Annotated in this window: 26 protein-coding genes, 1 tRNA gene and 1 pseudogene; 22 read left to right on the forward strand and 6 right to left on the reverse strand. The window is 69.6% G+C overall.

From position 1 onward, the window contains the following. Positions 1-20 precede the first annotated feature (20 nt). Both ACIQMV_RS08930 and ACIQMV_RS08935 read left to right on the forward strand, forming a co-directional pair. Positions 21-332, forward strand: a complete 312-nt coding sequence (locus ACIQMV_RS08930; RefSeq protein ID WP_402592110.1) for a hypothetical protein — start codon at positions 21-23, stop codon at positions 330-332. Between the two features lie 189 nt (positions 333-521). Further along, positions 522-845: a hypothetical protein gene (locus tag ACIQMV_RS08935; protein WP_402592111.1), complete on the forward strand. Its 324-nt coding sequence runs from the start codon at positions 522-524 to the stop codon at positions 843-845. A gap of 3 nt (positions 846-848) precedes the next feature. Here the strand turns inward: ACIQMV_RS08935 and ACIQMV_RS08940 are convergent, their stop codons facing one another. After that, the gene (locus ACIQMV_RS08940) at positions 849-1,433 is read right to left on the reverse strand and encodes a hypothetical protein (protein WP_402592112.1); all 585 of its coding nucleotides are present in this window, start codon (positions 1,431-1,433) and stop codon (positions 849-851) included. A gap of 258 nt (positions 1,434-1,691) precedes the next feature. Here ACIQMV_RS08940 and ACIQMV_RS08945 point away from each other — a divergent pair, with 258 nt between their 5' ends. Both ACIQMV_RS08945 and ACIQMV_RS08950 read left to right on the forward strand, forming a co-directional pair. Next, positions 1,692-2,732, forward strand: a complete 1,041-nt coding sequence (locus tag ACIQMV_RS08945; protein WP_402592113.1) for a tyrosine-type recombinase/integrase — start codon at positions 1,692-1,694, stop codon at positions 2,730-2,732. Between the two features lie 76 nt (positions 2,733-2,808). Further along, positions 2,809-2,885: transfer RNA gene (locus ACIQMV_RS08950), tRNA-Ile, on the forward strand. Positions 2,886-3,239: 354 nt separating this feature from the next. On the opposite strand, the gene ACIQMV_RS08955 is transcribed toward ACIQMV_RS08950, so the two are convergent. Together ACIQMV_RS08955 and ACIQMV_RS08960 are read right to left on the reverse strand one after the other, a co-directional pair. Further along, positions 3,240-3,446 (reverse strand): hypothetical protein, encoded by a 207-nt coding sequence (locus tag ACIQMV_RS08955; RefSeq protein ID WP_402592114.1) that lies wholly within the window; start codon positions 3,444-3,446, stop codon positions 3,240-3,242. A gap of 93 nt (positions 3,447-3,539) precedes the next feature. Next, complete coding sequence (locus tag ACIQMV_RS08960) at positions 3,540-4,763, reverse strand: RNA-guided endonuclease InsQ/TnpB family protein (RefSeq protein WP_402592115.1); 1,224 nt, start codon at positions 4,761-4,763, stop codon at positions 3,540-3,542. Positions 4,764-4,777: 14 nt separating this feature from the next. Here ACIQMV_RS08960 and ACIQMV_RS08965 point away from each other — a divergent pair, with 14 nt between their 5' ends. From ACIQMV_RS08965 to ACIQMV_RS08995, 7 genes are all read left to right on the forward strand, one after another. Continuing rightward, positions 4,778-4,936, forward strand: a complete 159-nt coding sequence (locus tag ACIQMV_RS08965; RefSeq protein ID WP_402592116.1) for an Arc family DNA-binding protein — start codon at positions 4,778-4,780, stop codon at positions 4,934-4,936. An 85-nt stretch (positions 4,937-5,021) separates the two neighbouring features. Further along, the gene (locus ACIQMV_RS08970) at positions 5,022-5,231 is read left to right on the forward strand and encodes a hypothetical protein (RefSeq protein WP_402592117.1); all 210 of its coding nucleotides are present in this window, start codon (positions 5,022-5,024) and stop codon (positions 5,229-5,231) included. A gap of 180 nt (positions 5,232-5,411) precedes the next feature. Next, positions 5,412-5,723 (forward strand): hypothetical protein, encoded by a 312-nt coding sequence (locus ACIQMV_RS08975; protein ID WP_402592118.1) that lies wholly within the window; start codon positions 5,412-5,414, stop codon positions 5,721-5,723. Positions 5,724-5,725: 2 nt separating this feature from the next. After that, positions 5,726-5,986 carry a hypothetical protein gene (locus tag ACIQMV_RS08980; protein WP_402592119.1) on the forward strand — a complete coding sequence of 87 codons (261 nt, stop codon included), beginning with the start codon at positions 5,726-5,728 and terminating at the stop codon, positions 5,984-5,986. Positions 5,987-6,000: 14 nt separating this feature from the next. Then, positions 6,001-6,483: a hypothetical protein gene (locus ACIQMV_RS08985; RefSeq protein WP_402592120.1), complete on the forward strand. Its 483-nt coding sequence runs from the start codon at positions 6,001-6,003 to the stop codon at positions 6,481-6,483. Beyond that, positions 6,483-6,707, forward strand: coding sequence for a hypothetical protein (locus tag ACIQMV_RS08990; protein ID WP_402592121.1), 225 nt, complete (start codon positions 6,483-6,485; stop codon positions 6,705-6,707). The genes ACIQMV_RS08985 and ACIQMV_RS08990 overlap by 1 nt, the downstream gene beginning before the upstream one ends. Before the next feature lie 11 nt (positions 6,708-6,718). After that, a complete protein-coding gene (locus ACIQMV_RS08995) occupies positions 6,719-6,886 on the forward strand; it encodes a hypothetical protein (protein ID WP_402592122.1) in 168 nt (55 codons plus the stop codon). A 66-nt stretch (positions 6,887-6,952) separates the two neighbouring features. On the opposite strand, the gene ACIQMV_RS09000 is transcribed toward ACIQMV_RS08995, so the two are convergent. Both ACIQMV_RS09000 and ACIQMV_RS09005 read right to left on the reverse strand, forming a co-directional pair. Next, a complete protein-coding gene (locus ACIQMV_RS09000) occupies positions 6,953-7,132 on the reverse strand; it encodes a hypothetical protein (RefSeq protein WP_402592123.1) in 180 nt (59 codons plus the stop codon). Positions 7,133-7,293: 161 nt separating this feature from the next. After that, positions 7,294-7,554 (reverse strand): GntR family transcriptional regulator, encoded by a 261-nt coding sequence (locus ACIQMV_RS09005; RefSeq protein ID WP_402592124.1) that lies wholly within the window; start codon positions 7,552-7,554, stop codon positions 7,294-7,296. A 177-nt stretch (positions 7,555-7,731) separates the two neighbouring features. Here ACIQMV_RS09005 and ACIQMV_RS09010 point away from each other — a divergent pair, with 177 nt between their 5' ends. The 6 genes from ACIQMV_RS09010 (at position 7,732) to ACIQMV_RS09035 (ending at position 9,108) form a co-directional block, all read left to right on the forward strand. Continuing rightward, a complete protein-coding gene (locus ACIQMV_RS09010; protein WP_402592125.1) occupies positions 7,732-7,932 on the forward strand; it encodes a hypothetical protein in 201 nt (66 codons plus the stop codon). Continuing rightward, positions 7,929-8,117, forward strand: a complete 189-nt coding sequence (locus tag ACIQMV_RS09015; RefSeq protein ID WP_402592126.1) for a hypothetical protein — start codon at positions 7,929-7,931, stop codon at positions 8,115-8,117. Before ACIQMV_RS09010 ends, ACIQMV_RS09015 begins: the two co-directional genes overlap by 4 nt. Next, positions 8,114-8,317, forward strand: coding sequence for a hypothetical protein (locus ACIQMV_RS09020; RefSeq protein ID WP_402592127.1), 204 nt, complete (start codon positions 8,114-8,116; stop codon positions 8,315-8,317). The genes ACIQMV_RS09015 and ACIQMV_RS09020 overlap by 4 nt, the downstream gene beginning before the upstream one ends. Before the next feature lie 110 nt (positions 8,318-8,427). Continuing rightward, entirely contained in the window at positions 8,428-8,622 is a 195-nt protein-coding gene (locus tag ACIQMV_RS09025; RefSeq protein ID WP_402592128.1) for a DUF397 domain-containing protein, read from the forward strand. Between the two features lie 89 nt (positions 8,623-8,711). After that, positions 8,712-8,915 carry a DUF397 domain-containing protein gene (locus tag ACIQMV_RS09030; RefSeq protein ID WP_402592129.1) on the forward strand — a complete coding sequence of 68 codons (204 nt, stop codon included), beginning with the start codon at positions 8,712-8,714 and terminating at the stop codon, positions 8,913-8,915. A gap of 10 nt (positions 8,916-8,925) precedes the next feature. Continuing rightward, positions 8,926-9,108: a hypothetical protein gene (locus ACIQMV_RS09035; RefSeq protein ID WP_402592130.1), complete on the forward strand. Its 183-nt coding sequence runs from the start codon at positions 8,926-8,928 to the stop codon at positions 9,106-9,108. A 260-nt stretch (positions 9,109-9,368) separates the two neighbouring features. Here ACIQMV_RS09035 and ACIQMV_RS09040 read toward each other — a convergent pair whose 3' ends face one another. Continuing rightward, positions 9,369-9,515: a helix-turn-helix transcriptional regulator gene (locus ACIQMV_RS09040; protein WP_402592452.1), complete on the reverse strand. Its 147-nt coding sequence runs from the start codon at positions 9,513-9,515 to the stop codon at positions 9,369-9,371. A gap of 367 nt (positions 9,516-9,882) precedes the next feature. Here ACIQMV_RS09040 and ACIQMV_RS09045 point away from each other — a divergent pair, with 367 nt between their 5' ends. The 5 genes and pseudogenes from ACIQMV_RS09045 (at position 9,883) to ACIQMV_RS09065 (ending at position 15,172) form a co-directional block, all read left to right on the forward strand. After that, complete coding sequence (locus tag ACIQMV_RS09045) at positions 9,883-10,116, forward strand: hypothetical protein (protein WP_402592131.1); 234 nt, start codon at positions 9,883-9,885, stop codon at positions 10,114-10,116. 200 nt (positions 10,117-10,316) lie between these two features. Next, positions 10,317-11,729, forward strand: a pseudogene (locus ACIQMV_RS09050) (polynucleotide kinase-phosphatase); the annotation flags it as partial. Between the two features lie 167 nt (positions 11,730-11,896). After that, complete coding sequence (locus ACIQMV_RS09055) at positions 11,897-13,132, forward strand: arginine deiminase (protein ID WP_141357414.1); 1,236 nt, start codon at positions 11,897-11,899, stop codon at positions 13,130-13,132. A gap of 118 nt (positions 13,133-13,250) precedes the next feature. Then, the gene (locus tag ACIQMV_RS09060; protein ID WP_402592132.1) at positions 13,251-13,841 is read left to right on the forward strand and encodes a helix-turn-helix domain-containing protein; all 591 of its coding nucleotides are present in this window, start codon (positions 13,251-13,253) and stop codon (positions 13,839-13,841) included. A gap of 233 nt (positions 13,842-14,074) precedes the next feature. Continuing rightward, a complete protein-coding gene (locus tag ACIQMV_RS09065; RefSeq protein ID WP_141357410.1) occupies positions 14,075-15,172 on the forward strand; it encodes an ABC transporter substrate-binding protein in 1,098 nt (365 codons plus the stop codon). The last annotated feature ends 2 nt before the right edge of the window (positions 15,173-15,174 follow it).

The following is a 15,174-nucleotide window of genomic DNA, read 5'->3' on the forward strand; positions in this document are numbered from 1 at the left end:
TACATGCCATGGAGGACGCGGTGAGCGAGCTCTTCGGAATCAGCGTCATCGACGGCGGCGCCGTCGGCTTGCTCGCCTTCGTCTTCCTCTACGTCGTCACCGGCAAGCTCGTCCCCCGCCGCACCTACAACGACCTCCTCGCCGAACGCGACTACTGGCGCGCCGCCCACGCCGAAGAAGTCCGCGCCCGACAAGACGAACGCGCCCTCACCACCGAACTCCTGGAGGTCGCCCGCACCGCCGACCACGTCCTCGCCTCACTCCCCCCGCCACGCAGGGAGGAGGTGACAACCGGTGCACCGACTAATCAACCGGCTCACCCCCAGCCGTAACAAGCCGGACAGCCCCGGCAAGCAGGCAGCACAAGAAGCCCTCGCCGACGCACAGCGGGCACGGCAGGACGTAGAAGCCCGCCGGCCCGCTGTGCTCGCACTCGTCGAGCGAATCCGGGCGGCACGCCACGAAAACCACTTCCGGGAACGCATCGAGCAGGCGTTCGCCGAGCAGCGAGGAGCAGCGCGATGAACCTCAGCATCGACCAGTGGATCAACTTCGCCGCGTCCGCTCTCGGCTTCGCCGCCTGCGCTGGCTTCGCAATCACCTACCACCTGAAGGCAACCTGGTGGCGTAGCGAGGTCGGCTGCAACCTGATGGCGTTCGCTTCCGCGGTCGGTCTGTTGTGCGCGTACACGGTGCTGGTGAACTTGTGGCCTGACGGCCCGCTCGCGGTCGTGCTACGGGCCATCCGGATTCTCACGGTGCTGGCGATCGCTGCGCTCATGGTGCAGCGGACACGCCTGTTGCTGAAGGCCCAGCGCGAGCACGAGCGCGCGAAGCCGTGGTAGGGGTCAGCCGGTGATGGTGCCGGTGAACTCGGGGAACTCGAACTCGCCGTTCTCGGAAGCCCGCTGCACCCGCACCAGGATCTTCCGCCCGTAGCGGGTCTCGAGGGCGTTGTCGTCGGATTTCGTTACCGACACGCCGGGGGCGAGCTGGCCCTCGAGCGGCTCCGAGCCCCGCTCAAACTGCGAGCTTGCTGCCCGGCCGCCGCTCGCCGCACCCTCCACGATCGTCGACAGCTGGCCCAGATCGGCAGGCGCCTGGCCCGTGTTCTCCAGTCGCAGCTTCACTCGGAACTCGACCACGCCCGGCGACGGCGACTCATAGGCCTCGGGGTCCCAGTCAGTGAACAGCCGCGCCTCTGTGACGGTGACCTTCAGCCCGTCCGGCCACGTGTACGACTCCCCGAACTTGAGGCCCGTCGCCATGCCGTCCGTACCGTCGCCTCCCGTACCGGCGGCGCTCTCGGCCGGCTTGGACGCCGCCGGCTTCGGCTTCGCCGCAGCATCGTCCTTGTCGCTGCCGTTGCCGCCGCACGCGGTCAGAGCTGCCAGAAGCATCGCGGCCGTGGCCGCAGTCGCGCGAACGCGCATAGTTCCCCCTTGGGTTGAGTGCCCGGACACGCTAGACGAGATGTGGGGGAAACGTGAACTTCGGTCATCGGGCTGTGACGTGACGGCGACCTGGCCGTCACCGCAGCGGTGGAGGTGCGGCGCTCGTCGTGTCCGGGGAGCGTCATGCGAGCCGACTCCCCAGACGCCCCCATGACGAGACGTAGCGCATAACGTTCCCTGAAGCGCTGCTGGTTGGAACCTGCAACGCTACAGAATAATGACCCTTATCCTGTAGTCATGGACACGCTTCCCGCTGTACCCGTCACCGGAGTCGCCCTCGAACACCCGACCGAACGGGGCATCAGCCTCCGCGGTACGCCCCCCGCTTCCACCCCCCAGGCGCTGCTCGCTCTGCTCACCGAGGCCGGCGCCGGGCCCAACGTCTTGAAGGCCACCCGGTCCTGGTTCGCCAAGCGACCGAGCGAACACAGCCGCATCGCCTACGCCAAGGACGCCGCCTGGTGGCTCGCCTTCTGCGCCGCCTCCGGCACCGACCCCACCCGCGCCCGGCCAACCGACGCCGACGACTACGAGGCCGCGCTGCGCGAAACGGGCCTGGCCAAGGCGACCCGCGCCCGCCGCCTCGCCGCCGCCTCCAGCTGGTACACGTACCTGATCCGCGCCGACGTCGCCGACCGCAACCCCTTCGAAGGAATGGAGCGCCCCTCCGTCTCCGCCGACGACTCGCCCACCCGAGGCCTCAACCCCGCCCAACTCGCCGCGCTGCTCAAGTACGCCCGCAAGCGCGAATCGACGCGCACCTACGCCCTGATCGTCACCCTGGCCACCACCGCCGGGCGTATCGGCTCCGTCCTCGGACTCACCGCTGGACGCCTCGGACACGACGAGGGCCATCGAGTCGCCGACCTGCTGACGAAGGGCGACCGCCAGAAGCGCGTCGTCCTGGTCCCCCTCGCCGTCGAAGCCATCGACCGCCACCTGGACGGCCGCTCCCTCGGGTCCGACGACTACGTGTTTGCCACCCGCACCGGACGACCCATGGATGAACCCGCCGCCTTCCGGCTGATCCGTCGCATCGCCAAGGCCGCTGGCATCCCGCACCACAACGCCCTGTCGCCGCACTCGCTGCGCCACTCCTACGCCACCGCCCTGCTATCCAAGGGCGTCCCGCTCGCCGACGTCCAGGACGCCATGGGCCACGCCGACCCACGAACCACGCGACGATACGACCGAGCCGCAGGCGCCCTGGACCGATCGCCGTCGTACAAGATGCAGGACGAGATCTCAGCAGCCATGCGTGCTGTCGAGGACGACTGAGCCGCCCCGTGCCAGACTGGCCACGGCGCCCACCGCGCATTTCCCCCGTCGCGGTGGGCGCCGTGGCATGCTGGGGGTGCGGGTAGCTCACTGGGTATAGAGCGGCCGGGGTCATGCCCGGCACGGACGCCGGTTCAACTCCGGCCCCGCACCGTCTGCCGGGATCAGGTCGGGACCAGGCGACTGGACCCTCCCGCATCCACGCCGCGCCCGTCGGGACCAACGCCGCAGCGGGGCAGAGGCCCCCGGAGACGTTCGCCTTCCGCCCCGCCCTTCCGAGGACGGGGCGGTCGTGCGTCTGGCATCCTGAGGGTAGCGGCTGAACCGTCCCGCTGGGCGGTGTAGGCGGCTTCCGCCCGGTGTGGGTTGCTCAGGCCAGCGGCCTCCGCGGACACCGGGCCTGCACGACCTGGCGCGCCACCTGGTGGTGCCCAGTGGCGATGGCCTAGCGCGACCGCCGACTCCGACCGCCCGCCCTGACTGGATCCGGGGCGGGCGTTCGCGTGTTCACCGCCACTCTTCGGGTCCGCCGCCTCGCCATTCGATGAGGTCCGTCCCGGCGACGTCCAACTCGTCCCACCCTTCCAGCCCGGCATGCTGGAGGAACACGGTCAGGTCGTGGAGCGAGTAGGCGGTGCCGAGGGTGGTTCCGTCTGCGCGCACCCGCCGGCCACCGCCCTCCGCGGGCGGGTCGACGATGACGCGTGCAGCCATGCCACCAGGGTGCCGCCGGACGACGTCGGGCGCACGGCGGGCATGCTGGCGGGTTGACATCCTCCCCTCCCTGAAGGGATGGGGATTCCTGGCTCAGGCTGCCTCCGGGAGCGGCGCCCCCAGAGGTCTTGCGCCCTCAACACCAGCCGGGGTGAGACCAGCCCGGACCAGCATCACGCGGGCGGAGTTCTTGTCCCTGGGGGACACGACTCCGCACGCGGTGCAGGTGTAGGTACGTTCCGAAAGAGGAAGTGCGTGCTTGGTTCTCGCTCCGCACGATGCGCAATCCATAGTGGTATGCGCGGGGTGTACGAGGCGGACGTCCCGCCCGTGCTTGCGGCCCATCTCGATCAGGGCCGTCTTGGTGGCGCCGATGGTGGCGTCGGCCGCCTTGCGGGCCATGGTGGTCTTGGCGAGGAACTTCGGCCGGAAGTCCTCGACGGCGATGGCGTCGTGGTCGCGGACGACGCGCTTGGCCCACTTGCGGGCGGTGTCCTGCCGCTGCCGTGCAACCTTCTTGGAGACCTGCGCGGCCTGCCGCTGCGCCTTCCTGTAGCCCTTGGACGCGGCCTGCCCCTTGGCGGGCCGGCGGCGGGCCATCATCCGCTGATACCGGGCGAGACGCTGCGCGGCCCGCTTGCCGTGTTCGGCGTGCGGGAGGTCGTGCGCGTCCGATGTGGTGGTGGCGGTCTCCTTGACGCCCCAGTCGATGCCGAGAACGGCGCCGGTTTCGGGGATCGGTTGCACCTCGGTGGCCACGACGAACGACGCGTACCAGTGGCCGAGGCTGTCCCGGTACACCCGCACCGACGACGGAGCGGACGGCAGTTCACGCGACCACACCACGGTCACGGCGATGCCGCCCGCAAGATGCAGGCGGCCGTCCTTCAGCCGGAACCCTCGGGTGGTGTAGTTCAGCGTCGGCTCGGCGTCACGCTTCCGCTTGTGCCGGGGCATGCCTGCGCGCTGCCTCACCGGCAGACGGTGCTCAATGTCCTTCAGTGCTTTAGAGCGGGACTTGGCGAAATCCCGGATCATCTGCTGCTGCGGGACGCTCGCGCCGTCCCGCAGCCACGGCAGCTTGCTGCGGGCGTCGGTCAGCATCTTGTCGAGTTGCGCCGGACCGCACGTCAGCCTGCCCTCGGGGTGCACCCGATTGTGTGCGTGCACCTGCCGGGACTTGGCCACGCATTCGTTCCACACCCATCGGCACCGGTCCCACTCGGCAAGGAGCGCGGTGCGGGCGGTTGACGACACGCGAAGCCGGTAGGTGTACCGGGCGTGCCCGGCATCCTTGGCTGTCTGCGGCAGCGTCATGGCATCATTTTAGCATGATCGATGAGAAGAGAATCTCCCTCCGACTCCCAACCGACCTGCATGCACGGCTGGTTGAACAGGCCCGTTCAGACCGGCGGTCCCTCAACTCTGAGATCGTCCACCTCCTTGAGGTCGCCCTCACCCATGCGGGTGGAGATGACGAATCGCCCTGACAGCGATTCCTCTTTCCGTGCCCCGCTCCGCAAGGGTTCGATTCCTCCCCGGCCTGAAGACCGGGGCATCCTCGAAGGAGATCAGGTGAACCCCGAGCGCTACCACGTCACCCTGACCGCCGGCCGCCCCCTCATGCACGGCTGGTGGGCTGACCGCGTGACCGCCGACCGCAAGCTGGCCGCGTGGGTGGGGGAGTACGGCAGCCTGCCCGACGCGCGGGTCACCCTCGTCGACGAGGAGACGGGCGAGACGCTCGCCACCTGGCCCGACCGTGTTGTCGGCGGCCCCTCGTAACATGGGGGCATCACTGTTCGCGTCTCTGACGTGTGCAGTTACTCGAATGGCGCCCCGCCTGGTTGTCACGGACCGGCGGGGCGCCGCTGCGTTCAGTTCGCGTGGGGGCGTGTCTACGCGGTGGTGCGTATCTTTCCTAGTTCACCTTGATTGCCAATCTAGATTCGCTATCTTGGTTGCATGACGAGTGAGACCCCGCAACGCCTCATCCCCACCGGCTTCTGCTGGTGCGGCTGCGGCACCGAGACCGGCATCGGATCCTTCTTCGCCCGAGGCCACGACAAGATCGCCGAAGCCGCGCTCATCGCAGCCGAGTACGGGGGCACCGTCCCCCGCCTCCTCGCCGCCCACAACTACGGCCCCGACCGCTCCGTCACCGCCGCCGCCGTCCAGCAGGGCGGCTGGGTGCACTGCTCCATCAAGGACTGCACCTACACCGGCACCGAAACCAGCGTCCGCAACCACGAAGCCAAACCCCACAAGGAGAAGTGACCATGCCGATCGTCCACTCGGACCGGATCAGCGGCACCATCTACGTCATCGCCGACAGCGCCGGGACGGCACAGCGGATTGCCCTGGACTACCTGCACGACAAGACCGACTACAAGGCCGAGGGCGAGGTCAGGAGCTACGGCGTCCACGACCACCAGGCCGACGCCGACAGGGAGCTTCACAACCGGTACGGCTCCTACGACACCGACCGCGACCACGTGTACGCCATCAGCCTCGACATCCGCATCGCCGACGAGAACTGAGGACCCCCCACCGCATGCGCCCTGACCGTTTCGAGCGTCTCCTCGCCGACGCCATCAACCACGACCGGCGGCTCGCCGCCCGCACCTACAGCGAAGCCGACTTCACTCGCTCCCTCTACGGCATCATCGCCACCACGGCGGCCGGTGTGCCCGTGAACGTGCAGGTGACCAGCGGGCTCGCCGACGGTGAGCGCGACGAGCACCCGGCCCCGCCCGTCATCAGCGACCCCCATCCGGACCTGCCCATCCCCGACCCCGTCGAAGGCGGCAAGCTCGACCTGGCCCGACTGGAGCAGTACATCGCCGGGCTCGCCGTCGCTGCAACACCGGAGGAGATCGAGAGCATCAGCCTGTACCAGGACCGCGACACCCCCGGTGCTGTCCGCTACGGGGCAACGATCACCTACAACAACACGGCCATGATCTACCTGTACGTCCTCAGCGCAGGCAGCAGCCGCCATGCCGACTTCGTACCGCCCGCGACGGTGAACGCCTGATGGACGAGACGACCCGCGACAAGCTGCTCCGCCTGCAGCGCATCCACGATGAGCTCGGGCAGCTTCAGGGCCAGGAGGACGAGCTGGCCGCCGAACTCGCCACGTCCAGCGAGCGGGGGGTGCGTACCGCGATGGCCCGCGCTCTGGGCGTGACTGTGGAAGCGCTCCGCCTCCGCTACGGGCCCGTGAAATCCCTCGCCGACACCATCACCAGCGACAAGTAAGGACGCCGGCTATGCAGATGCTCTCCGTTGAGAACGACGGCACGACCACGATCAAGTTCACCGACGCTGAGGCGCACCAACTCCGCGACGCCCTCGCCGACGCGGCCCGCACGGGAGACGACGCGGCATGGACGCTCCAGCGTCTCCTCTCTCACGCCCACGGCGACACCGAGAAGTGAGGGCCTGAGCCCCGCACGCAGCGATGCCCCGACCGGGTGAAGCGGTCGGGGCGTCGCAGTGTCACCCTACGCCGCGGTCGTGACGTCCCCGCGTTCCACCTGCCGCAGCTCCGCGAGCAGCCTGTGGTACTCCTCCCGCTGCTCGTCCGTCAGCCGCGCGTCCCGGTGCGTAAACAGCGCACGGATCTGCGCGTTCAGCTCCGCAGCAGAGCGCGCAGGACCCGAAGACGGGGGAGGGGAGGACATGGCCACGATCCTACGGCCGGGGTCTGACAGGCGGCTACGAGGAAGGCTTCGGCAGGTCGGTCACGAACGTGATGGCCTGGACGCGCGTTATGCACGCCTAGGTCTCTGACCAGGCTTTTTCCCGGCGCCGGGAAGCTGTAAGGCCAGGACCGGACAGCGGGCTACGACTCGGGCGGCTGTCCCACGTAGGTGCCGCGCCCCTGCACCGTCCACACCGCCTGCTCCTCGGCGAGGACAGCAATCGCGCGTCGCACCGTCGACCGGGCGAGCCCGTACTCCTGCACGAGCCGAGTCTCGCTGGCGATCGGCCGGCCCTCCGCCCAGTCCCCGCGGGCGATCCGCGCCTTCAGGATCTCGGCGAGCTGCCGGTACGGGGTGACGGGGCCCTCGTGGTCGATCTCGGCATCCGGGTCAGTGGCCATGATCCGAAGCTAGGCGGGGCTGCACGCGGCGGCATCTCGGGATACCGCTGCACGCGTATCGATGCGGGGCGAGACGGGCAGATACAAGTAGCGCTAGCCTGCCCATGAACGAGAAGACCCCCGCGACCGCTGGCCCGCGGCCCGGGGGCGTGGCCAACGCTTCTGGGAGCGTCGACGATGACCAACCCTACGGACCCGGCGCCCGGGCGCCAGACCACGGACACGATCCCGCAGCTCTGCTGCCACTGCGGCCGGGTCACCCGGCAGCCGGTCCTCGTCGACGACGTCCACACCCCCGCCGGTGAAGGCAACGAGGTGTACGCCTGCCCCGACGACGCCGTCCTGTTCGGCGAGCAGTACGCAGGACCCACGGCATGAGCACGGCCCGCCGCGACGACGGCATCGACCCCGCCTGCCACCTCGACGAGCACCAATACTGCTCCGGCAACGTCGACATCAAACCCGGGCCAGGGCCGGCCGTGCCGCTCACTCGATGCGCCTGCTACTGCCACCGCGGCCAGGCGACGCTCACCCAGGAAGACCGAAAGAAGGGCCGCCGATGAGCGGGCAGAAGCGCGACACCGCGCACGACGAGGCAGCGGTCCTGGCCGCCCTCCGCGCAGCCGGCTACTGCGGGGCAGCGCGCCCCGGCGGGGGTGGCCGCTGCACCCGGCGCCCCGGCCACGACGACGACCACGTGGACTACTACAACGGCCGCACTTGTGTGACGGACATCGAGGGCTACCGCTGGCCTCAGCGCTAAGGACTCCCGCCGCGCGTAGGTACCGACCGCGACGCGGCGGGCGGGATGGCCGTCTCCTGGGGCTCGGATGGCCGCCCATCACGTAACAGACACCAGTGAAAGGTAGACCCATGGACAGCAGCACTCTGCCCTGGAAGACGAGCAGCTACAGCACCGGCAACGGCGCCTGTGTAGAGGTCGCCCGGACCACCGGCGGCGCGTTCTTCCGGGACACCAAGGACCGTCCCCGCGGCGCCGCAGCCGTGGCGCCCGCGGCCTGGGGCGCGTTCGTCGGCGCTGTGAAGGCGGGCGCGCTCGGCGCCTGACCTGTACGCACTGCGGCCCCGGCTGGTGTCCACACCGGCCGGGGCCGCAGCACCCGGCATCCCCGCAGCAGCACGTGAAGGGACAGGACATGCCCGCACTGCCCGAGTACGAGTTCCGCACCGCCTGCACGTACAACAACAACGACCCTCGCTGCGTCGAGGTGGCAACGAACGTCCCCGGCGAGGTGGTCGTCCGCAGCTCCGTGACCGGCAAGACCGTCGAGTTCACGACCCGCGAGTGGTACGACTTCATGGTCGGCGCCAAGAAGGGCGAGTTCGACGTCACGCCGTAGGGAGATCGTCATGGGGCAGTGTCCGCAGTGCGGTGACGACGCGCAGCCCGACCCGGAACACCCCCGGGTGCTGTGGTGCCTGATCTGCTGGCACGCCTGGACACTGCCCCGCCAGCCGCACTGCCCCGGCTACCGGCCGACATGGAATGCCGCACTGCGCACGCTGGACGAGTACCGCGACCTGCGCGGCTGACCGATCGCCCTGCCGGGCGCAGGCAGAGCCCTCACCCGCTAGCCGGGTGGGGGCTCGCTCGATTACGCAAGTCGGCAAATTACCCGCCTGTCAGGCAAGAAGCAGGCGACTCCCGTTGCCGCTCAGGAAATGTCTGGCCATGGCATGCGCGGACCGTCACGGAAGTGCATGGAACGGGCAAAGATATCTGGGCTGATCCGCTTCCATTTCGCCCACCGCCACTGTTGACTACCGTTCAGCAACACTGTTGCGCCTGACGGCTACCCGTGCAGGAGGTCAACGACGTGCACCCGGAGAGCGTGAGCAACCAGCAGCAGGTGGCTGAGCTTCATCTCGTGGCCGGCTTCCATCCGCTGCACTGTCGACCGATCGATGTCGGCGGCGTGGGCGAGGGACTCCTGGGTCATGTTCTGGTGCAGCCGTCGCACACGGATGCGGTCGCCGGTGGCCCGGCGGGCATCGAGAACCCACTGGGGCTGATCGGCTGGCACCCTGCCAACCGTTTACGTACCAAGATCATAAGTCAGCAGCAGATCTGAGGCATTCTGCGATCATGGACTTCGCCCAGCGTAAGACCCCGGCAGTCCATGACGGACCTCATCGCCAGCCCTGCAGCCCTGGAGCATGCCGCAGGGCTAGCGGTACTGTCAGCCTTCGAACGCATGTTCGCTCTTTCGAGTGAATCACTGAATCCACTGCATCCAACCGGTTAGACGACGAGTCGATAGCAAAGACGGCCGGACCCGCCGGACCTCCCACACGCCAGGAGCAACCATGGACCGCCAGCAGATCCTCGAGCTCTACCACTGGACATCCGGGACCTGCTTCCGCCACCCCGGACAAGGCGAGGTGTCGACCGCCCACGTCAAGACGATCCGTCCCGCAGCCGGCGGCATCCAGGACATCCGGGCGTGCACTGAGTGCGTGGTCGGAATGGAGGAGCAGCGGAAGGCCGCCGCGGAAGGGGCCGGACTGCCCTACCGTCCTGGCATACCGCCCGGCGAATAGCCCCTGCTCGGGGCGGCGAACCGAGGCCGATCCCCGGGGAGTTCCTGGGGAGCGGCTGGGGGGTGAAGGCGTCTGGGGAGCCCTCGGGGAGCGCCAAGTTACTTGGTTACGCTCGGCAATGCTCGGCTAAGTTCGCCAATGAATCCCTGGTCAGGGCTCTGAGCGTGACCACCGGACGGCGATGCCCATGTCACACCCCCCATGCCTGGCTGAACAACACCATCTGCCTCGACACCGGCGCGGTGTTCGGCGGCAAGCTGACCGCGCTGCGCTGGCCGGAGCGGGAGCTGGTCGACGTACCGGCCGAGCGGGTCTGGTACGAGCCGGCCAGGCCGCTGCGCACCGAGGCACCCGGCGGGCACGACGGGCGTCCGCTGGACCTCGGTGACGTGCACGGCCGCCGGGCCGTCGAGACCCGGCACGCCGGCCGGGTCGCGGTGCGCGAGGAGAACGCGGCGGCGGCCCTGGAGGTCATGAGCCGCTTCGCCGTCGACCCGCGGCTGCTTCCGTATCTGCCGCCGACCATGGCGCCGACGGCGACTTCGAGGGCCGACGGCTACTTGGAGCACCCGGAAGAGGCGTTCGCCCAGTACCGGGAGGACGGGGTGGACCGGGTCGTGTGCGAGGAGAAGCACATGGGTTCCCGGGCGGTGGCCCTGGTCTGCCGGGACGCGGAGGCGGCACGCAGGCGGTTCGGAGTGGACGGTCCGACCGGTTCCCTCTACACCCGCACCGGCCGCCCCTTCTTCGACGACCCCTCCGTCACCGAGGAGATACTCGGCCGGCTGTGCACGGCGGTCACCGAGGCGGGCCTGTGGGCGGACCTCGACACCGACTGGCTGCTGCTCGACTGCGAGCTGATGCCGTGGTCGCTGAAGGCCTCCGGGCTGCTGCGCTCGCAGTACGCGGCGGTCGGCGCGGCCTCCGGCGCGGTGTTCCCGGACGCGCTGGCCGCCCTGGAGGGCGCCGCGGCGCGCGGTGTCGACGTGACGGACCTGCTGGGCCGCCAGCGCGAACGGGCCGCCGACGCGGCCGCGTTCACGGCCGCCTACCGTCGCTACTGCTGGCCGACCGACGGCCTGGACGGCGTCCGCCTGGCACCGTTCCAGATCCTCGCCGTGCGGGGCCGCAGCCTGGCCGGGCTGCCGCACGACGGGCAACTGGCGCTGCTCGACCGGCTCGTGAAGCACGACGCCACCGGTCTGCTGCAGACCACCCGCCGCCTGTACGTCGACGTGTCCGACCCGGAGTCGGTGCGGGCGGGCGTCGACTGGTGGCTGGAGATGACGGGCTGCGGCGGCGAGGGCATGGTCGTCAAGCCGCTGGGCGCTCTGGTGCGCGGCAAGGAGGGCCGTCTGGTGCAGCCCGGCATCAAGTGCCGCGGCCGGGAGTACCTGCGGATCATCTACGGTCCCGAGTACACCCGCCCGGACAACCTCGCCCGTCTGCGTGGCCGCTTCCTCCACCACAAGCGCTCCCTCGCGATCCGCGAGTACGCCCTCGGTCTGGAGGCACTGGACCGCCTGGCCGACGGCGAGGCGCTGTGGCGGGTGCACGAGGCGGTGTTCGGCGTGCTGGCGCTGGAGTCGGAGCCGGTGGACCCCCGCCTGTGAGGGGGCCTTCTGCCGGGGCGGAGCCCGGGGGATCGATCCCGGGCCCCGGTGGTCCCTGCCCCGAGTGCCGTAGGAGTTCCTTCCTCTCGTCAAGGTGACGAGAAAAGGAGGCCGTGGAAACAGGTGCGCGGTGGGTGAAACCGGCCGCCGTTGGCCAGGATGGAGGCATGGGATTCCATGTCGACTCCGAGGCCGGGCGGCTGCGCCGCGTCATCCTGCACCGGCCCGATCTCGAGCTCAAAAGGCTCACCCCCAGCAACAAGGACGCCCTCCTCTTCGACGATGTGCTGTGGGTGCGCCGGGCGCGTGCCGAGCACGACGGGTTCGCCGACGTGCTGCGCGACCGCGGGGTCGCCGTGCACCTCTTCGGCGATCTGCTGACCGAGGCGATGGAGATCCCGTCGGCCCGCTCGCTCGTCCTGGACCGCGTCTTCGACGAGAAGGAGTACGGGCCGCTCGCCACCGATCACCTGAGGGCCGCCTTCGAGACCCTGCCCGCCGCCGAACTGGTCGAGGTCCTCGTCGGCGGCATGACCAAGCGGGAGTTCCTGGCCGCCCACGAGGAGCCGACGTCCGTGCGCTTCCACGCCATGGAGCTGGACGACTTCCTGCTCGGTCCGCTGCCCAACCACCTCTTCACCCGCGACACCTCCGCCTGGATCTACGACGGCGTGTCCATCAACGCCATGCGCTGGCCCGCCCGGCAGCGCGAGACCGTCCACTTCGAGGCGATCTACCGCTACCACCCCCTGTTCCGGGGAGAGACGTTCCACCTGTGGTCCGAGGGGCAGGCCGACTACCCGTCCACCATCGAGGGCGGGGACGTGCTCGTGATCGGCAACGGCGCCGTGCTCATCGGCATGAGCGAGCGGACCACACCCCAGGCCGTCGAGATGCTCGCGCACAAGCTGTTCGCCGCCGGATCGGCCCGGACGATCGTCGCGCTCGACATGCCCAAGCGGCGGGCCGTGATGCACCTCGACACCGTGATGACCATGATCGACGGCGACACCTTCACCCAGTACGCCGGGCTCGGCATGCTCCGCTCGTACACCATCGAACCGGGCTCCGAGGACAAGGAGTTGAAGGTCACCGACCATCCCGCGGAGCATATGCACCGCGCGATCGCGGCCGCGCTGGGGCTGAGTGAGATCCGGGTCCTGACCGCTACCCAGGACGTGCACGCGGCCGAGCGCGAGCAGTGGGACGACGGCTGCAACGTCCTCGCCGTCGAGCCCGGCGTCGTCGTCGCCTACGAGCGCAACGCCACCACCAACACCCATCTGCGCAAGCAGGGCATCGAGGTCATCGAGATCCCCGGCAGCGAACTGGGCCGGGGCCGGGGCGGCCCGCGCTGCATGAGCTGCCCGGTCGAGCGGGACGCCGTCCAGGGCCTCTCGTGACGGGATCACGTTCCGGTGACGGCGGAAGGAGGGGCTTGTGCGGCAGGTCACCTGAGCGTACGGTCCGTATCACGTCAGCGAACAAAGTGTTCGCTGAAGACGCATCAGGTGTTCACTCATGACTGATCGCTCAACTCCGGACCTCTCCGACGCCGCCGCCGACGCGGCGTTGGGGGTCCGTGTCCGGGAGTACCGGACGATGCGGCGGATGTCCCTGCGGGCCCTGGGGGAGGCCGCCCAGGCCAGCCCCGGGTTCCTCAGCCAACTGGAACGCGGGCAGGCGAACGCCTCCATCGGGATGCTGCGGCGGATCGCCGCGGCGCTCGGCCTCACCGTGGCCGATCTGTTCGACCAGGACAGCGCGCCGGGTCCGAGGGTGGTGCGGCGGGCCGACCGGCCGATGCTGCAAACCGCCCCGGGAAGCCGCAAGTTCCTCATCTCGCAGCGTCCGCTCAGCCATCTGGAGGTGTACGCGGGCGAGTTCGACCCGGGCGCCTCCACGGGTGACGACGCCTACACCCATGGCGACTCCCAGGAGATCCTCCTGGTGATCAGCGGCGCCGTGCGGGTCGAACTCGACGGTCAGGCCCACGACCTGGGGGCCGGCGACAGTATCGAATACCGCTCCTCGGCGCCGCACCGCGTGGTCAACCGCCACGAGGCGCCTGCCGAAATCCTCTGGATCATCAGCCCGCCGACCCCGGACTGACCCGCCCCGTCCGGACCCCCCACCACCCGTACCTCTCACCACCCGCGATCCCTCCCCGCTCCTGCCCGCGGCGCCGCCGCACCTCCTCACCGCGCCTCCGCCGCGCGGCGTACCACCGCGCCATGCCCGCGCGGACTTCGCCGCCGTGCGCCTCCGCGCCGTGCCCTCTCGGTCCCCTTGTGTCTTCACCGTCCTCCTTGGAGACAGTCATGCCCGGAATATCACGTAAAATCATGGGGTGTGCCGCTGCCGCCGGCGCCCTGCTGCTGACCCTCACCGGCTGTGCCGGCACCGGCCCGGCCGCCGCCGACGTCGACCTCGGCCCCGGACCGGCCACGGCCGGCCAGGTGAAGAAGGGCGCGCTCGACGGCGTCACCCTCACCTTCGCCTCCTACGGCGGCATCTACCAGGACGGTCAGGAGTCGGCCGCGGTCAAGCCGTTCGCCACGGACTCCGGCGCGCGGATGCTCTCCGACGGACCCACCGACTACACCAAGCTCAAGGCGCAGGTCGACGCCAAGAACGTCACCTGGGACGTGGTGGACACCGACTCCATCTGGGCCGAACGCCAGTGCGGCAAGCTGCTGATGCCGCTCGACACCGCCGTCGTCGACACCTCGAAGCTGCCCAAGGAGATGGTGGGCAAGTGCTCGGTGCCGGCCATGACGTACGGCATGGTCCTGATGTACGACACGTCCAAGTTCGGCGACAATCCGCCGAAGAGCTGGGCGGACTTCTTCGACACCACCAGGTTCCCCGGCAAGCGCGCCATCCCCGGCGTGCCCTCGGACGCGGCCCCCGGCCCGCTGGAGGCGGCGCTGATCGCGGACGGGGTCGCCCCCGACAAGCTCTTCCCGCTCGATGTGGACCGGGCCCTGAAGAAGCTCACCAGCGTGCGTTCCTCGCTGGTCTTCTGGGACACCGGCGCCCGCTCCCAGCAGCTGCTGGAGTCGGGTGAGGTCTCCATGGCGATGGTGTGGACCGGCCGCGCCTACTCGGCCGTGAAGAACGGTGCCAAGTTCGCTCCGCAGTGGAACCAGTTCATGCCGGTCGCGGACTCGCTCGCCGTGCCCAAGGGCGCGAGGAACCCCAAGGCCGCCATGGCGCTGATCAACTACTACCTGGGCGCCGACCAGCAGGCCAAGCTCACCGAGCTGACCTCGTACTCGCCGGTCAACTCCGACGCCAAGCCCAAGGTCGACGCGGCCGCGGCGGAGTACCTCACCTCCACCCCCGAGCGCCAGGCGCAGGCCCTCAAGCTCGACAACGCCTGGTGGGCCGAGAACCAGGAGCAGGTCATCCCGAAGTGGTCCGACTGGCTGGCGCGGTAACC

It is taken from the genome of Streptomyces sp. NPDC091412, from assembly GCF_044756885.1.
Classification (GTDB): domain Bacteria; phylum Actinomycetota; class Actinomycetes; order Streptomycetales; family Streptomycetaceae; genus Streptomyces.

What these genes read in the sequence shown, in the direction of transcription:
- ACIQMV_RS08935 (WP_402592111.1), top strand. Translation starts at nt 522, where the DNA reads ATGAACCTCAGCATCGACCAGTGGATCAACTTCGCCGCGTCCGCTCTC.
- ACIQMV_RS08940 (WP_402592112.1), bottom strand. Translation starts at nt 1,433, where the DNA reads ATGCGCGTTCGCGCGACTGCGGCCACGGCCGCGATGCTTCTGGCAGCT.
- ACIQMV_RS08945 (WP_402592113.1), top strand. Translation starts at nt 1,692, where the DNA reads ATGGACACGCTTCCCGCTGTACCCGTCACCGGAGTCGCCCTCGAACAC.
- ACIQMV_RS08955 (WP_402592114.1), bottom strand. Translation starts at nt 3,446, where the DNA reads ATGGCTGCACGCGTCATCGTCGACCCGCCCGCGGAGGGCGGTGGCCGG.
- ACIQMV_RS08960 (WP_402592115.1), bottom strand. Translation starts at nt 4,763, where the DNA reads ATGACGCTGCCGCAGACAGCCAAGGATGCCGGGCACGCCCGGTACACC.
- ACIQMV_RS08965 (WP_402592116.1), top strand. Translation starts at nt 4,778, where the DNA reads ATGATCGATGAGAAGAGAATCTCCCTCCGACTCCCAACCGACCTGCAT.
- ACIQMV_RS08975 (WP_402592118.1), top strand. Translation starts at nt 5,412, where the DNA reads ATGACGAGTGAGACCCCGCAACGCCTCATCCCCACCGGCTTCTGCTGG.
- ACIQMV_RS08980 (WP_402592119.1), top strand. Translation starts at nt 5,726, where the DNA reads ATGCCGATCGTCCACTCGGACCGGATCAGCGGCACCATCTACGTCATC.
- ACIQMV_RS08985 (WP_402592120.1), top strand. Translation starts at nt 6,001, where the DNA reads ATGCGCCCTGACCGTTTCGAGCGTCTCCTCGCCGACGCCATCAACCAC.
- ACIQMV_RS08990 (WP_402592121.1), top strand. Translation starts at nt 6,483, where the DNA reads ATGGACGAGACGACCCGCGACAAGCTGCTCCGCCTGCAGCGCATCCAC.
- ACIQMV_RS08995 (WP_402592122.1), top strand. Translation starts at nt 6,719, where the DNA reads ATGCAGATGCTCTCCGTTGAGAACGACGGCACGACCACGATCAAGTTC.
- ACIQMV_RS09000 (WP_402592123.1), bottom strand. Translation starts at nt 7,132, where the DNA reads ATGTCCTCCCCTCCCCCGTCTTCGGGTCCTGCGCGCTCTGCTGCGGAG.
- ACIQMV_RS09005 (WP_402592124.1), bottom strand. Translation starts at nt 7,554, where the DNA reads ATGGCCACTGACCCGGATGCCGAGATCGACCACGAGGGCCCCGTCACC.
- ACIQMV_RS09010 (WP_402592125.1), top strand. Translation starts at nt 7,732, where the DNA reads ATGACCAACCCTACGGACCCGGCGCCCGGGCGCCAGACCACGGACACG.
- ACIQMV_RS09015 (WP_402592126.1), top strand. Translation starts at nt 7,929, where the DNA reads ATGAGCACGGCCCGCCGCGACGACGGCATCGACCCCGCCTGCCACCTC.
- ACIQMV_RS09020 (WP_402592127.1), top strand. Translation starts at nt 8,114, where the DNA reads ATGAGCGGGCAGAAGCGCGACACCGCGCACGACGAGGCAGCGGTCCTG.
- ACIQMV_RS09025 (WP_402592128.1), top strand. Translation starts at nt 8,428, where the DNA reads ATGGACAGCAGCACTCTGCCCTGGAAGACGAGCAGCTACAGCACCGGC.
- ACIQMV_RS09030 (WP_402592129.1), top strand. Translation starts at nt 8,712, where the DNA reads ATGCCCGCACTGCCCGAGTACGAGTTCCGCACCGCCTGCACGTACAAC.
- ACIQMV_RS09035 (WP_402592130.1), top strand. Translation starts at nt 8,926, where the DNA reads ATGGGGCAGTGTCCGCAGTGCGGTGACGACGCGCAGCCCGACCCGGAA.
- ACIQMV_RS09040 (WP_402592452.1), bottom strand. Translation starts at nt 9,515, where the DNA reads ATGACCCAGGAGTCCCTCGCCCACGCCGCCGACATCGATCGGTCGACA.
- ACIQMV_RS09045 (WP_402592131.1), top strand. Translation starts at nt 9,883, where the DNA reads ATGGACCGCCAGCAGATCCTCGAGCTCTACCACTGGACATCCGGGACC.
- ACIQMV_RS09055 (WP_141357414.1), top strand. Translation starts at nt 11,897, where the DNA reads ATGGGATTCCATGTCGACTCCGAGGCCGGGCGGCTGCGCCGCGTCATC.
- ACIQMV_RS09060 (WP_402592132.1), top strand. Translation starts at nt 13,251, where the DNA reads ATGACTGATCGCTCAACTCCGGACCTCTCCGACGCCGCCGCCGACGCG.
- ACIQMV_RS09065 (WP_141357410.1), top strand. Translation starts at nt 14,075, where the DNA reads ATGGGGTGTGCCGCTGCCGCCGGCGCCCTGCTGCTGACCCTCACCGGC.